Annotated in this window: 11 protein-coding genes; 4 read left to right on the top strand and 7 right to left on the bottom strand. The window is 70.4% G+C overall.

Annotation, left to right across the window (positions count from 1 at the left end):
- Positions 1–187 precede the first annotated feature (187 nt).
- On the top strand, positions 188–2,152 hold the full coding sequence (locus Pth03_RS25635; RefSeq protein WP_203946939.1) for a S41 family peptidase: 1,965 nt from the start codon (positions 188–190) through the stop codon (positions 2,150–2,152).
- A 122-nt stretch (positions 2,153–2,274) separates the two neighbouring features.
- A complete protein-coding gene (locus Pth03_RS25630) occupies positions 2,275–4,263 on the top strand; it encodes a LamG-like jellyroll fold domain-containing protein (protein WP_203946938.1) in 1,989 nt (662 codons plus the stop codon).
- A 4-nt stretch (positions 4,264–4,267) separates the two neighbouring features.
- Here the strand turns inward: Pth03_RS25630 and Pth03_RS25625 are convergent, their stop codons facing one another.
- The 6 genes from Pth03_RS25625 to egtA all read right to left on the bottom strand — a co-directional run bounded on the left by Pth03_RS25625 (position 4,268) and on the right by egtA (position 12,279).
- Entirely contained in the window at positions 4,268–5,302 is a 1,035-nt protein-coding gene (locus tag Pth03_RS25625; RefSeq protein WP_203946937.1) for a serine hydrolase, read from the bottom strand.
- Between the two features lie 157 nt (positions 5,303–5,459).
- Positions 5,460–7,748, bottom strand: coding sequence for a peptidoglycan recognition protein family protein (locus tag Pth03_RS25620; RefSeq protein ID WP_203946936.1), 2,289 nt, complete (start codon positions 7,746–7,748; stop codon positions 5,460–5,462).
- Between the two features lie 250 nt (positions 7,749–7,998).
- Positions 7,999–8,970, bottom strand: coding sequence for an L-histidine N(alpha)-methyltransferase (egtD, locus tag Pth03_RS25615; RefSeq protein ID WP_239119359.1), 972 nt, complete (start codon positions 8,968–8,970; stop codon positions 7,999–8,001).
- Positions 8,967–9,725, bottom strand: a complete 759-nt coding sequence (egtC, locus tag Pth03_RS25610) for an ergothioneine biosynthesis protein EgtC (RefSeq protein WP_203946935.1) — start codon at positions 9,723–9,725, stop codon at positions 8,967–8,969. Before egtC ends, egtD begins: the two co-directional genes overlap by 4 nt.
- Positions 9,725–11,059, bottom strand: coding sequence for an ergothioneine biosynthesis protein EgtB (egtB, locus tag Pth03_RS25605; protein WP_239119358.1), 1,335 nt, complete (start codon positions 11,057–11,059; stop codon positions 9,725–9,727). Before egtB ends, egtC begins: the two co-directional genes overlap by 1 nt.
- Positions 11,056–12,279 (bottom strand): ergothioneine biosynthesis glutamate--cysteine ligase EgtA, encoded by a 1,224-nt coding sequence (gene egtA / locus Pth03_RS25600; RefSeq protein WP_203946934.1) that lies wholly within the window; start codon positions 12,277–12,279, stop codon positions 11,056–11,058. The genes egtB and egtA overlap by 4 nt, the downstream gene beginning before the upstream one ends.
- A gap of 130 nt (positions 12,280–12,409) precedes the next feature.
- Between egtA and Pth03_RS25595 the strand changes: the two genes are divergently transcribed.
- Together Pth03_RS25595 and Pth03_RS25590 are read left to right on the top strand one after the other, a co-directional pair.
- On the top strand, positions 12,410–13,081 hold the full coding sequence (locus Pth03_RS25595; protein WP_203946933.1) for an RNA polymerase sigma factor: 672 nt from the start codon (positions 12,410–12,412) through the stop codon (positions 13,079–13,081).
- Complete coding sequence (locus Pth03_RS25590; protein ID WP_203946932.1) at positions 13,078–13,386, top strand: anti-sigma factor family protein; 309 nt, start codon at positions 13,078–13,080, stop codon at positions 13,384–13,386. The genes Pth03_RS25595 and Pth03_RS25590 overlap by 4 nt, the downstream gene beginning before the upstream one ends.
- Here the strand turns inward: Pth03_RS25590 and Pth03_RS25585 are convergent.
- A complete protein-coding gene (locus Pth03_RS25585; protein ID WP_373318594.1) occupies positions 13,343–15,091 on the bottom strand; it encodes an alkaline phosphatase D family protein in 1,749 nt (582 codons plus the stop codon). The two genes, Pth03_RS25590 and Pth03_RS25585, sit on opposite strands and share 44 nt — an antisense overlap.
- Positions 15,092–15,423 lie beyond the last annotated feature (332 nt).

The raw sequence follows: 15,423 nt of genomic DNA, 5'->3' as shown, positions 1-15,423 counted from the left end.
CCTCCCGGGATTGGCAGGAGATCGTCGCCCCATACCCCCTCGAAAAACGAACAAACGGCATAAAAGGTGATAAAAGACACTGGGGTAATGCCGCGGTGCTGATCAGGCATGACATGGTCCGTCACGGGGCGTAGCCGGGACGGGCGGGGACACGTCGGCCTAGCCTCCCTTGAAAAAGGGGGTGGCCATGTCATCGATTCCCATGCTCGGCCTGGCCGGTGACCACACGCTCGGCGCCGTCCACGAGATGCCGGAGATCCGCAAAGCCGTGCAGACGAGCCCGCTCACCCTGGCCGACCGGCGGCTCCTGATCGACCAGGCCGCCGTGGTCATCGAGGGCCTCTACGCGCATCTGCCGCACAAGCGGGCGATGTACGCCATCGACCCGGGCCAGCGACTTCGCCTGCTGCGCGGGCGGCTTCCCACGCTGTCCGACGCGGCCTTCCACGCCGAGCTCGTCAAGATCTTCACCCAGCTCCGCGACGGGCACACCGAATACGTCCTGCCGGAGGCGTACCAGGGGCCGGTCGCCTTCCTCGGCATCCGCCTCGAGCGCTGCTGGGACGGCGAGACGGCCCGCCACCTCGTCACCGCCCGGTACGGCAAGCTGACCGGCGACGAGCACCTCGTCCCCGGCGTGGAGGTCACCCACTGGAACGGCATGCCGATCGAGATGGCCGTGGCGAGGAACGCCGAGCGGGAGTTCGGCGGCAACTCGGCCGCCCGGGACGCGCGCGGTCTGCAGGCGATGGCGATTCGCCCGTTCGTCACGTCGTCGATGCTCGACGAGGACTGGGTCGATCTCAGGTACGTCACCCAGGCCGGCGAGGGCCGCGACGTCCGCATCCCGTGGCGGGTCTTCGACTCGATCGACGACCTGCGCCGGTTGCTCGCCGCCGAGCCCAGCGCCGTGGGCCCGGCCTCGGCGGGGACGGTGCCCACGGCGGTGGGATTCGACCTGCGCACCACGCTCGCCCAGCGGATGCGCAAGCGGCTGTTCGCGGCGTCGGCGCGAGCCGGGAGCGAGGAGATCGCCACCACGAGGCCCGAGCTCAGGGCCAGGATCGTCCGGGCCGGCGACGGCCGCGAGTTCGGCCACCTGCGGATCTTCTCCTTCCACGTGGAGGACCTGAAGGCCGACGGCGACGTCGTCGACGACATCATCGGTTTCCTCGACGAGGTCGCGCGGCTCCTGGAGCTGATGCCGAAGGACGGCCTGATCGTCGACGTCCGCGACAACGGCGGCGGGTTCGTCGTCGCGGCCGAATACCTCCTGCAGATGTTCACGCCCAACCGGATCGCCCCCGGCCTGGCCCAGTTCGTGTGCACCCCCACCACGGCGGCCTTCGCCGAGGCGCTCGACGAGATGGTGCCGTGGCGGGACTCGATCGCCGAGTCGGTGCTGACCGGCGCGCAGTATTCCAGCGGCGTCCCCCTCGACCCCGCCGATTTCATCAACACGGCGGGCCAGCTCTACCACGGGCCGGTGGTGTTGGTCACCGACGCGCTCTGCTACAGCGCCACCGACACCTTCGCCGCGGGATTCCAGGACAACCGGGTCGGCCCGGTGCTCGGGGTCGACACGGCGACCGGCGCGGGTGGTGCGGAGGTCCGCACGCATTCCGCCATGTCGCGGGACTGGCCGGGCGGTCCACTCCGGCCGCTGCCCGGCGGCGCCGACTTCCGCCTGTCGATCCGCCGTACGCTCCGGGTGGGACGTCGCGAGGGACAGGTCATCGAGGACTTCGGCGTCGTGCCCGACGACGTGCACCGGCTCACCAGGCGCGACCTGCTGGAGGACAACGCCGATCTCATGGCGGCCGCGATCGCCCTGCTGCGCGAGGGCAGGCCGCGCACACTCGATGTGGACGACGTCGCCGTCGACGGCTCCCGCCTCACTCTGACGCTGACGACACGGGCGCTCACCGGGATCGACGTCTACGCCGCCGACCGCCCGGTCGCGATCACCCCCGTCGCCGACGGCACGACCACGGTCTCCTTCACACTGCCGCGGGCCCCGGAGGTGCTGGTCCGCCTGCTCGGTTTCGACGGCACCGTACTCGCCGCCGCGCGGAACCTGCGGTTCAAGGCGGACGGCACCGGCCGCCCCACCGTCGTGCGGACCGGTGCCATGAGCCGTCTCCGTTCCTGACCGGACGGTGGTGCGGCAAGGATCGGGATGCCTGGAAGCTTCCGGAATATTCACTTTGTGTTGTTGATCATCCTCTTTACGATCAGAGCGTTCGCCTTACATGATCGAGTCAAGAGGTTGACATGCGCTTCTTACGGCACCGCCTGGCAGGCGTTTCCGTGGCACTCGCCGCCGCGGCATTTCTTGTCGGTACGGCTCTGCCTGCCCAGGCGGCTGTCGAGCGTGGACCGGCGCCGACCGGTCTGCTCTCGAACGGCAAGCCCTGCGCCACCGGGGACTCCCGTCCCTATGTGCTGACCACCACGCCGACGCTGGCAGCGGTGCAGACACATCCGAACGCCGGGCTGCAGATGCTGACCAGCACGTTCTCCTGGTGGCCGGTCGGCGGAAGCCCGAACGAGACCGACACGGTGTCGAGGTTGTCCGGCAATCCGGCCACGGTCTCCGCGACGATACCGGCGGACAGGCTCACCGACGGCGCCTCGTACGCCTGGAAGGCGCGCACCTTCGACGGCACACACTTCAGCCCGTGGTCGGACAGGTGCGAGTTCACGGTCGACATGACCCCGCCGCCCGCGCCGGGCGGGGTGACGTCGGACGACTACCCGGTCGGCCGCCCGAGCGGCGGGACCGGCGTGGCCGGCGTCTTCGAGATCGTCCCGCCGGCGTCCCAGGCCGAAGACGTGGTCGCGTACGCGTACACCCTTGACTCGGGAGTGGTTGGGGGCGAGACCGTCCCTGCGCGCGCCGGCGACCACGGCGCATCCGTGACGGTGACGCCAACGCACGACGGCCCCAACAGACTGTTCGTGCGATCCAAGGACCGGGCCGGCAGGCTGTCGACCCCCTTCACGTACACCTTCAGCGTCCGGGCACCGGCCGGTGCCGCGGCGGAGTGGACGTTCGAGGAGCCTGGGGGCGACGCCGTGGACGTCAGGCACGGCAACACGGCTGTGCTGTCTGGGGGCGCGACCAGGACCGGTGGCAGGTCGGACGTCGGCGAGGCGCTCTCCCTGAACGGCACGTCGGCGTTCGCCGCCACGTCGGGCCCGGTGCTCGCGCCCGACCCGGACACCCAGGCGATGACGCCCGTGCGAACCGACCGCACCTTCACGGTCACCGCACGGGTGAAGCTGGCCGCCACCGGCGGCGACGACGTGGCCGCCGTGTCCGCGGACGGCACCCGCACCTCCGCCTACGTGCTCGGCTACTCGGGCTCGACCGGCCGGTGGACGTTCCGGCTGGCCGGCTCCGACATCGACGATCCCGCCTCGGCGATCGTGTCCTCCGACGCCGCTCCGGAGGCGGGCAGGTGGACGCACCTGGCAGGCGTGTACGACTCGGCCACGCGGCAGTTGCGCCTTTACGTGAACGGCGTCCAGCAGAGCGCCACCGCGACCCTCACCGGGGGATTCGACGCCACCGGGCCGGTCGCCCTCGGCCGTGCCAAGGCCGCAGGCGCAGCGGCCGGCTTCCTCGGCGGTGCCGTGGACGACGTACGCGTGTACGGCTATGCCGAGACAGCCGCGAATCTGGCTGCTTTCGCGGCGCCCCTCCCACCGAGGATCTCGTTCCCGGAGGGGAGCACCGTGCCGGCAGGCGGACGGTTGACCGTACGGTTCGACGCGGGGGACGACACGAACGTGACGAAATTCCGCTACTCCGTGGACGGTCTCGCCCTGGAGCGCGAAATCAGTGCCCTTGAAGGCTCGGCGACGGTGACGATCGACCCGGGCGCGGCCGGGAGGCGGACGATCTTCGCCGCGGCCGAGGACGACGGAGGCCGGCGATCGCCCCTGACACAGGGTGACTACACGGTGAAGAGCGTGATCAGAGTGTCCGGCACGGTGTGGGACGTCGACACGTTCATTCCGGTGGAAGGGGCGACCGTGACGCTGGAGCCGGGCGGTCTGTCGATGGTCACCGGTCCGGACGGCGCATACGACTTCACCGGCTTCCCCGAGGGGCACTACACGTTGTCGGCCGTCAAGGACGGCGCGTGTCCCCTGTCCGGAAGCATAGAGCTGGATATCAGCGGCGAGTTGCTCGGCACGGACGTGTTCGTGGTCCGGCCGTCCGACGACTCCGGATCTCCGACCTGCGTCCCGTAGCAGGTCACGGGTTCTTCGGCGCGGTCGACGTTGAGATCGCCTTCGAGAGGGCGTCGCCGACCATTTCGGAGACGTGCTCGACCGTGGCGATGCCGTCGCCCATGGAGTGGTCGCGGGTGGTCAGGACGGCGATCAGGTAGTCGTGGTCGTCGCCCCGGACTCTGCCGATGCTGTTGATGGTCCACAGGCCGCCGTCGACGGCGCGGGGGAGCCAGCCGTTCTTCAGCGCCGTCGTGTCCCCCCGGCCACCGGCGGCGCTGACCCCCCAGTCCTGCGAGGAGAGCACGTCGCCCATCAGGTCCAGCGCGTACGCACGATTCTTCGCGTTGACCGGGCTCTTGGCCGAGGTGAGCGTCTTCAGCAGGCGGATCTGGTCGGCCACCGTCGTCATGGTGGCGCCCCAGTAGCCGGCGGGACCGGGGGCGGTGTTGCGAAGGCGCAGCTTCTTGTTGGCGGCGGCCACCCCGGCCGAGCCGCCGACCTCGTTCCAGAGCGCCGTCGCCGCGTCGTTGTCGCTGGCGGTGATCATCCGCTTGGCGAGGGCCCGCTCGTTCGCGTTGAGCCCGCGCTTGTCCCGCTGTGCGCGCAGGAGCAGCGTCACGAGGATGTCGGCCTTCACGATGCTGGCGGTGGCATGCCGCTGCTTGGTGTTGTAACCGTACGAGAGGCCGGTCTTCAGGTCTTCGATCTGTACGGAGAGTTCGCCGGATCGGCCGTCGAGGTATGCCCCGAGGCGCTTGGTGAGGTTCTTGCGGGCCGACTTCGTGAAGGTGGGTTTCGGAGTCGGCGACGGGCTGGGAGTCGGAACCGCAGAAGGGCTGGGGGGTGGACTCGGCGTGGCGGACGGTGACGAGACAGGGACGAACGCGGCGGCTGAGGACGCGCCCGTCGTCCGTGAGCGCGCCGCCGCGAACCACACGGTGCTCACGACCACGCAGACGGCCACGACCACCACGACCGCCGTACGGAGGACCAGTCGGTGCCGGAGGAGAGGCCGCAGAGCGGCTTCTGCACCGCCTCGAAGCCGCCCGAATGCCATACCAAACAGGTTTATAGACGGATATTGACTGAACCTTGGATCCGTCTACAAGTTTGCTGGCCTTTGTCCCATCAACACGTGAAGAAACTGAGACCTCACGTCTATCAAGCCGGACAAGGGGGCATCGCCCGCGTGGCGCAGACGATGCCCCCACCGGCTACTTGATGTAGGCGATGCCGTCCGTGGCGATGGTCGGGCGTCCGGAGGTTCCCGCGACGACGATCTTCACGGTGTGCTTGGCGCTCGTGGTCCAGGTCTTCGTCCAGACGATGTTGCGGTAGACCGTGGACGAGGCCCTGGTGTCGACGAGCGCGGTCTTCACACCGTCGACGTAGACGTTGAACGCGCCGACGTTCGTCGCCCGCTTGACGATGAGCCCGACCGAGCGCCCGGTGAAGGTGTAGGTCGCCGAGGCGCCCTTCGAGGAGCTGAAGAAGGCCTTGCCGCTGAGGTAGGAGCTGGAGGTCGTCGTGCTCCACTTGCCCGTGCGTGTGGCGGAGGTCTCACCGACCACGGCCGCGGTTCGCGTGATCGGCGACGTCCGGGAGTTGCCCGCCGCGTCCGCGGCCGCCACCGACCACACCGTCGACGACAGGTTCTTCGCGGTGGACGACCACGACGTCGCGGTCGTCGTCAGCGTGGCCGAGGACGGCGAGGTGATCTTGAGCGAGCGCAGCAGCGTGTTGTCGGAGGCCTTCCAATGGAGGCCCACCGGCATGACACCCTTCGTGCTGATCGTGCCGGTCCGGATGGCGAGATAGGGGGCCGTGGCGAAGGTCGGCGCCGTCTTGTCCACGACGACCGGGTAGGTCGTCGAGGCCGCCGTGGAGCCGTTGATGTTGACCGCCCGCAGCTGCACCTTGTGCGAGCCGGTGGTGAGGGTCAGGCTCCGCGAAGTTGTCGAGGCGTTCAGACTGGCGACGCGTTTGTCGTCGACCCAAACCTCATACCGCGAGATCGCGGCCGTCTTGGACGCCCAGCCGAGCGTGACCGTGCCCTTGGTGTAGAACGTCGACCCCACCTTGGTGGAGCCACTGATGCTGCTCAGGGAGACCGACGTGGCCGGGCTGACCCACTGCTTGGCGGTGGTCCTGATCGAGGGGAGCAGGTCGTAGAGCTTCTGGCCGGGGCACGCCGTGGCGAAGCCGTCCCGATGCCCGGAGATGTTGAAGAACGTTTTGACGCCAGAGTTGGTCATCGTCGTCTTGCCGGTCGGGTCCACGTGGTTCAGACCCAGCTTCCATGCGGCGAGCCGGGCCACCGCGGAGACGGCGGCAGCCGGCGGTGTGGTCGACACGAAGTTGCCGAGCACGGCGATCCCAGCGGAGCCGGTGTTCCAGCCCAGGGTGTGTGCGCCGACCACCGCCTTGTCGACGCCTCCGGCGCGGCCCTCGAAGATCTTGCCGCACTTGTCGACCAGGAAGTTGTAGCCGATGTCGTCCCAGCCCTCTGACTGGATGTGGTAGAGCATGATCGACCGGATGATCGCCGGGGACTGGTCACAGGTGTAGGTGTTGACGCCGTCCGTGTGGTGGACGAAGACCACCTTGGCCGCGGGGGCGATTGCGGGCGGGTTCTTGACCAGCTTCTCGTTCGCGCCCCATGAGGCCCGGCTGATGATGGACGGGCGCGGTGCGGTGCTCACCGGGGCGGTCGGGGTCGGCGTCGGCGTCGGGGTGACAGACGTCGACGGGGTCGCCGAGGGCGTGGTCGGAGTGACGGAGGCAGAAGGCGTCGCGGAGGGAGTCGCGGTCGCGGACTCGGACGCAGTGGGGGTCGGCGTCGCCGAATCCGACGGCTCGGGGGCGCTCGGCTCGGTGCCGGTTCCCGGGTCGGTGCCGGCTCCCGGGTCGGTGGGCGTGGTCGTGTCGGTCGTGCTGACCGCTCCCGCGAGGGTGACGTCGCCCAGTTGGTCGGCGCCCGGCTGTCCTTCGGCGTGCACGCCGGTCTTCTTCGTGGTGTTGCCCGGATCGACCAGCTCGACGCGGAGCCCTTGAGGGAGGGTGTTGCTCTTCCCGGTGACCCGCACCTCGACGCCGTTCGAGGGGCCTACCCACAGGGGAGCCGTTGCCCCTCGCAGACGCCGCTCCGTCCCCGGGTCGGGCAGGTCGTCGTCATTGGCCTCGACCGGGGCCCATGCCGTCCATGCGCCGGTGGCCGCGGCACGCGTCCGGACCTCCACCGTTCCGTCGATCTTCTGCTTGGAGTCGTTCCACGAGACTCCGAGCAGGCTGAACGACTTGGTGCTCTCCGCCGGAATGCCCTTCACCGGACGGCCCCCCTGCCCGGAGGGGACATCGCGCAGCGCCAGGGTGCGCACCTGCCCCGGATCGGGTGGAGACGGCGTCGCCGTCGTGCCGGTGGAGTTTTCGATGATCGCGAAGGCTACTGTTCCGGCCAGCACAGGGGCGGCCGCGCACAGCGCAACGATCACACGCCTCTTCATGAGTCTCCGATCGGGGGAGCCAAACCGCAGGGGCAAAAGAAAAGGCTGGGGGGTCGCCCAGCCTTGCCTGGTTTATCACGAAATTTCGGTCGTCATGCGGGCATGAAATCGAGCAGGACGATCAGCCCTTTATCGTCGTGGCGGAATAAGACCTGGTCGCAGGCCTGCCGGGAGATTCCCTCTGGCAGGCCTGCGACCGGACCCCGTGTTCAAGATGTGACATAGCCGATATTGACTGGACGGCGCTCGTTCACCTCCGGAACGACAGCGACAGCCCGAAACGGCCGGCCCGATCGGTCCACCACCGCTGCTGGTCGAACCCGCCCGCGGCGAGCTCGGCGCGTACGCCTTCGGGGCGGAACTTCGCGGAGATCTCCGTACGCAGCTCCTCGCCTTCGGAGAAGCCCACCACCAGGTCCACCTCGGGCAGTTTCACGGACTGCTGCCGCAGCGAGCGCAGCCGCATCTCGATCCACTCCCGCTCCGGATCCCACAACGCGTGATGGGCGAAGGCGGCCGGGTCGAAGTCCGCGCCCAGCTCACGGTTGAGCACGCTCAGCACGTTGGCGTTGAAGCGCGCCGTCACGCCCGCGGCGTCGTCGTAGGCGGCCACGAGGACGGCGGGGTCCTTGACCAGGTCGGTCCCGAGCAGCAGGGCGTCGCCGGGCGACAGCGTGCCGTACAGGTCGTGGAGGAACGCGGCACGCTCCTCCGGCACCAGGTTGCCGATCGTGCTGCCGAGGAAGGCGACCAGCCGCCGCCCGCCCCGGGGGAGCACGCCCAGGTGCACGCCGAAGTCGGCGACGACGGCGTGTACGGCCAGGCCCGGGTGGTCGGCGCGCAACGCGTGCGCGGCGCCGACCAGGGCGCTCTCGCTGACGTCGACCGGCACATAACGGCGCAGCGTGCCGGCCGAGCGCATCGCGGCCAGCAGCAGCCGTGTCTTGTCCGACGATCCGGAGCCGAGCTCCACCAGCGTCTGCGCCCCCGTCAGGGCGGCGATCTCGCCGGCGTGATCGGTGAGGATCTCCCGCTCGGCGCGGGTCGGGTAATACTCGGGCAGCCGGGTGATCTCCTCGAACAGCTCGCTTCCCCTGGCGTCGTAGAACCAGGCGGGTTTGAGCCGTTTAGGCGTCGCCGTCAGGCCGTTCAGCACGTCGGCGCGCAGCGCCGTCTCCAGATGGCCGGCGGCCAGGTGGTTCTCGATGGTCAGCGTGGTCACATCTCCTCCAAGGACGCGGCGTCGAGGGGGCGCACCGACACCTCGCCGGGGCGGGCGACGAGCAGGCTCTTGTCGGGCACGTCGACCCAGCCCGGCTCGTCGTCGTACGGTTCCGAGGCCACCACGACCGAGGAACCGTCCATCCGGTAGGACAGGGTGTCGCCGTACGTCGTGGCGGCGATCGACGTGCCGTCGGTGATCAGCAGGTTGAGCCGGCCTGCCGTACGCGCCGTGGTCTCGCGAACGGCGCCGGCCAGGGCGGCCGCCATGCTCGCGCCGCCGGCCAGCAGATGCCTGACCAGCGCCCACAGCAGGGCGGAGTCGGTGCGCGCCGGCAGGTCCAGCAGCAGCGCGGGCGGAAGCGCGCCGGCCAGGTCGGCGGCCGATCCCGGCCAGCCCTCCACGACGCCGTTGTGGCTGAAAAGGTGACGGCCGTCGCCGAACGGGCAGGCGGCCGACGCGTCGGGGGCGGTGCCCTCGGTCGCCGAGCGCACCGCGGCGAGCAGGGCGCGCGTCCGGGTGACCCGCGCCACGTCGGCAAACGAGACGTCCGTCCACATCGGCACCGCCTGGCGGTAGCGGGCGGGAGCCGGGTCTCCTTCGGCGTACCACCCGACGCCGAAGCCGTCGGCGTTGATGGTGCCGTGGCGCTGCCTGCGCGGCTCCCACGCCTGCCGGTGCAGGCCGTACGGAGGGTCGATCAGGACCTCGCGCAGGAAGACGGGGTCGCCGAGGTAGGCGACGTGACGGCACATCAGGCGCCCTCGCCCGGGGCGGCGTCGCGCGCAGTGCGGAACCCGGAGAAGATCTGCCGCCTGATCGGGTAGTCCCAGTTGCGGAAGGTGCCCCGGCAGGCGACCGGGTCGGTGGCGAACGAGCCGCCGCGCAGCACTTTGTACTCGTCGCCGAAGAAGACCTCGGAGTACTCCCGGTAGGGGAACGCGGCGAAACCCGGGTAGCCGCGGAAGTCGCTGGAGGTCCACTCCCACACGTCGCCGATGAGCTGGCGCACCCCGTACGCGGAGGCCCCGGCCGGGTAGGCGCCGACGGGGGCGGCCTGCAGGTGGCGCTGGCCCAGGTTGGCGTGCTCGGCCGACGGCTCCTCGTCGCCCCAGGGGAAACGCCGGGAGCGGCCGGTGCGGGGATCGTGCCGGGCAGCCTTCTCCCATTCGGCCTCGGTCGGCAGGCGGCGACCGGCCCACGCGGCGTACGCCTCGGCCTCGTACCAGCAGACGTGCACCACGGGCTCGTCCGCCGGCACCGGCTCGACGTGCCCGAACCGGCGTCTCACCCACGTGCCGCCCTCCCGTCGCCAGAAGCGCGGGGCGGTCAGCCCGGCCTCCTGCCGGTGGGCCCAGCCCCGGTCCGACCACAGCTCCGGCCGGTCGTACCCGCCCGCCTCGACGAACGCCTGGTAGGCGGCGTTGCTCACCGGGACGGTGTCGATCCAGTACGCGGCCACGTCGACCTGGTGGGCGGGCCGCTCGTTGTCCAGCGACCACGGCTCGGTCGAGGTCCCCATCGTGAAGGGCCCCGCCGGGACGAGCACCTCCCGCGGCCATCGGCCCTCGCTCGGGGCGGGCGGCGGCGCCGACAACACCGGCGCACCGGCACGCAGCTGGTGGGTGGCCAGCATCGTCTCGTCGTGCTGCTGCTCGTGCTGGGCGATCATCCCGAACGCGAAACCCTGCTCGACCAGGGGGCTGCCTTCGATCGGCGCACGTTCGAGCAGGCCCACCACCCGGTCCCTGACGGTCGCGATGTACCGCCGGGCCTCCTCGGGGGAGAGCAGGGGCAGGCTGGGCCGTTCCGCCCGGGGATGCTCGAACGCGTCGTAGAGAGAGTCGATCTCCGGGCGCATCGGCTCCTGCCCGTCCACCGCGCGCAGCAGCCACAACTCCTCCTGGCTGCCCACGTGCGCCAGGTCCCAGACGAGCGGGGACATCAGCACCGAATGCTGGCGGACCAGGTCGTCCTCGCCGACACACGACGTGAGCAGGAGGCTGCGGTCGCGGGCGGCGGTCAGCCTTTCGTAGGCGTGTGTGCGTATATCCGTAGGCATGTCTGCACGGGTCTCGTCGCCGGTCATGTTCCGGCCTCCGTTCCAATCGGGTCGCGGATCTCGTCCGCGGGGCAGCGCCCGCGGCTGACATAGACGTCGGTGAAGCGCTCGACGGCCGCGCGCACCTCGCGCGGAGCGTCCATCCGGGCGAGTGCGCCGAGCGCGGCGGCGAAACACGCGGCGGCGGCGCGGGCCAGGCCCGGGTCGTCCAGCCCCAGGGCCGCCGCCCGCCGCCACGGCTCCGGCTGGAAGGCGTCCCACGCCTCGGTCGCCTCCAACGCGGTCTCGGCCGCCGCGGGATCGTCGAGCAGCGCCGTGGCGACCGCCAGCGGCACCAGCCAGCCGTCGTCGCCGTGCTGCGCGTCGATCATGCGCAGCTCCAGCCAGCCGCGTGGCCGTACGGGCGGGAACAGGGTGGTCAGGTGATAGTCGACGTCGTCGCGCGTCGCCGGACGCGGGCCCGCACCGGACAGCCAGTCGCGCAGCGTCAGCCCCCGCGGCACCTCCCACGGCCCGGGGCCGCGCACGCACATCACCGGCGCGTCCAGCGCGTACCGGGCCCACGCCTCGGCGGGGTCGGCGCCGTCGGGCGGCGGCGCAGGAGGGGCCGTACGGCGGCGGTCCAGCCGGTTCCATACGGCCTGGCGCGTCGACTTCCACCCCGTCGGCACGCCCGCGTGCCGGGGCGAGCTGGCGAACGCGCCGACCAGGACGGGACCGACGGCGTGCGCCACCCGCCAACGCCGCGCCATCCCCGCCGGGCCGTCGCCGCGCAGCCCCGCGTCGAGGCACACCTGCACCGACGCCGTGCCGCACATCATGGTGCGCCCGTGCGGGCCCGCCCGGTCGAAGTAGGTCTCCATCGCGACGTACCGCGGAGCCTCGCCCACCCGCACGGGGGCACGGCACGGGTCGGTGCCGCCGCCCGCAAGGCGCAGCCCGGCGTCTCCGAGACGGGCCCGCAGCCTTCCCAGGTCGGCGGAGGCCGAGGCCACGCAGTCAGCCAGCGTGGGCGCCGCCGCCGAGCTGAGCTCGACCTGGCCCCCCGGCTCACGGGTGAGGCGGCCCGCCAGCTCGGCCTCCGCGGGCAGCGCCGCCGCGACCCGGCCCGGGTCCACCGCCGCGTACGGATCACGCTCGTCGTGAACGAACCATTCCAGCTCCACCCCGACCGTGCCGGGAGGCTTCGCCGTCAGGCATGTGGTGGCGACGTGCTCGAAGGCGTCGTCACACCCGATGACGTCCATGCGGTCCCCTGATCCCCGATGCACGCCCCCTTGGTCTCGGGAGGACCGCCGGGCGTTACGGGGGTTTCTGATTAATTAACGGTGTCCGTGGGGCGCCGAGTGTGTCGGACCGTCCGATTAGAGTGCGAACATGCCCGAGGCCGACCAGAAGTCACCTGGCCCCGCCCTTCCCGCCGACGACGTCGTGGTCGCTGCGCTGCGCCTGGGTGACGAGGAGATGTTCGCCGCCCTCCTGTCGGCCTGGTCGCCGGGGATGCTGCAGGTCGCCCGCGCGTACGTGGCCGACGACCACGCGGCGGAAGACGTCGTCCAGGAGGCGTGGCTGGGGGTTCTGCGCGGCATCGACAGGTTCGAGGCCCGGTCGTCGCTGCGCACGTGGATCTACCGCATCGTCATCAACAAGGCCAAGACCCGCGGCGTACGCGACGCGCGCACGGTGCCGATGACCAGCCTCACCCCCGAGAAGAACGACGCCGGCCTCTCGATCGACTTCCATGGCCCGGAAAGTCCCTATCCTGATGCCAGGCGGCGACCACCGGTCGTGTGGCCGTCCCCAGAAGGGGAGATCCTCGCCCACGAGGTCCACGAGCACATCGTCCAGGCGCTCGACAACCTGCCCGCCCGGCAGCGCGTCGTGATCACGTTGCGTGATGTGCAGGGGTACACCAGCGACGAGGTCTGCGCGATCCTGGAGATCACCGCCGCCAATCAGCGGGTGCTCCTCCACCGTGCCAGAGCCTCGCTGCGGTCCGCCCTGGACCGGTACATGACGGCACCGTCCGGCAAGGAGCCGACACGATGAGCGCGATGGGCTGCGACGAGTTCGTCGAGCAAGTCACCGCCTACCTTGACGGGGCGCTCGACACCGTGAATGTGAACCGCTTCACCGGCCACATCGCCGACTGCGACGGCTGCGAGGTCTACCTGCGGCAGATCCGCGTCACCATCGCCGAACTCGGCCGCCTGCCCGGCCCCGGCCTGGCCGACCGGACCACCGCGACGCTGCTCGCCGCGTTCCGTGACCGGTCGGCCAACGAGACCCCCTCGGAGGGCTCTCAGGACGTCAGGGGCGCAGGGTTTCCAGGTCCACTGTCAGGTTCGTCGTGACACCGGCCGCCGCCATCAGCACCGGGTCGAGCGGGCGCAGATAGGTCTGCTGCACACCCGGCACCCGGTCCTCCACGACGAACGTGGCCTTCGTGTACGCCTCGGACCCGGGCGTCTGCACACGCGGCACCACCTTGAAGTCGGCGGTCAGGGCGTCTCGCTCGATCGTGGTGAGCACGTATCCGCGCTGGTTGTTGTAGAACTTCAGATGCGGATTGATCGCCAGGTACGGATGCGCGGCCGGGTCGGAGTCCGCGCCGTCGCCGCCGGTGCTGATCGAGGTGGTGACCAGTTCCGACCCGACGGACGGGCCGGTCGGGTCGTCGTAGTCACGCTTGAGGTCGCTGGCCCAGTGCGCGTGCACGTCCCCGGTGAGGACGACGGCGTTGCGCACCTTGGCGTCCAGCCACCCCTGGGTGATGCGGCTGCGCGAGGCGACGTACCCGTCCCACGCGTCCTGGCTGGTCACCTTCGCCGGCCCGGCGTTGTTGTCCCGCTGGGCGAAGAAGACCTGCTGGCCGAGGATGTCCCACTGGGCGCGTGACTTGCGGAAGCCGTCCAGTAGCCAGGCCTCCTGCGCGGCCCCGGTGATCGACCGCGCCGGGTCGACCGCCGCCGGGCAGTCGTCGTAGCCGTCTCCGCACCCCTGGTCGTCGCGGTACTGCCGTGTGTCGAGCATGTGGAAGGTGGCCATCCGGCCCCACCGGATCCGCCGGTAGAGCTGCATGTCGATGCCGCGCGGCACAGAGGCCCGGCGCAGCGGCATGTTCTCGTAGTAGGCGCGGAACGCGGCCTCACGACGGGCCAGGAAGTTCGGCTGGGGCAGGTCGGGCCGCTCCGGCACCTCGTCGGCCCAGTTGTTGTCGAGCTCGTGGTCGTCCCAGACGACCAGCCACGGCGCTGCGGCGTGCGCGGCCTGCAGATCGAGGTCGGCCTTGTACTGGGCGTGCCTCTGCCGGTATCCGGCCAGAGTCTCGGTCTCCGGGCCCTCATGGTCGCGGACGTTCCCGCCCGGAATGGTGTAGGTGTCCCTCGTGTACTCGTACTGGTAGTCGCCCAGATGCAGCACCAGGTCGGGGTGGTCCTCCGCCAGCCGCCGGTACGACGTGAAGTAGCCGTGCTCATATTGCGCGCACGACACGAACGCCATGGTCAGGGCGCCGCCGAAGGACGACGGCTGCGGCGCCGTCCTGGCCCTGCCGAGGGGGGACACGTACGGGCCCACGCGGAAGCGGTACCAGTAGTCGCGGTCGGAGGCCAGGCCGTCCACCTCCACGTGGACGCTGTGGCCCCACTCGGGCGCGGCCGCCGCCACCCCCGCGCGCACGAGGCGGCGGCAGCGCCCGTCGCCGTACACCTGCCACTGCACGGGGAAGGGTCGCAGGGGCATGCCGCCCATGCCGTCCTCCGCGAGCGGCGTCTGGGCCAGGCGGGTCCAGATCACGAAGCCGGTGGGGTCGGGGTCGCCCGATGCGACGCCCAGCGTGAACGGGTCGGTCGTCAGTCCGCGAGGCGACTTCCCGACGGCCGGGACGGTCTGCGGGGTCGCGGCGGAAGCGGCCGTTGGGACGACCGCGGGAACGGCCGCCACCGCTCCCGCGGCGAGGCCGGTGACAAGGAAGGATCGTCGATCGAGGTGCGGCACAGGTGCTCCTTGGGGCGATCCGGAGGGACCACCGTAGCCTGACTGCGCGGCATGACCCATCGGTTAACTCAAAAGGTCATATAAGAGGCGATGGTCTTGCCGCTCCCCTTATGGCTCATTAGGGGGATGGGTCAAGGTGTGGGCCGTATCTGGATTATGCGCCAGGATTTTTGGCACTTTAATAGGCTTTATTGGTTTATGTGCTGCTAACACCTTGTGTGCCCGTTGGAGGGAATGTTGTCTCTTATGGCGATATAGCTTGCGTGAAAACATGGGAGATCACGGGCTCAATGGGGCATCCGTAGTGCGTCCCCGGTCCTGGTCCCCGTCCCCGGTCCTGGTCCCCGTCCCCGGTCCTGGTCCCCGTCCCCGGTCCTGGTCCCCGTCCCCGG

This window comes from Planotetraspora thailandica (assembly GCF_016863335.1).
In the GTDB taxonomy this organism is placed as follows: Bacteria; Actinomycetota; Actinomycetes; order Streptosporangiales; family Streptosporangiaceae; genus Planotetraspora; species Planotetraspora thailandica.
This window is presented reverse-complemented; position numbering and strand designations above follow the sequence as displayed.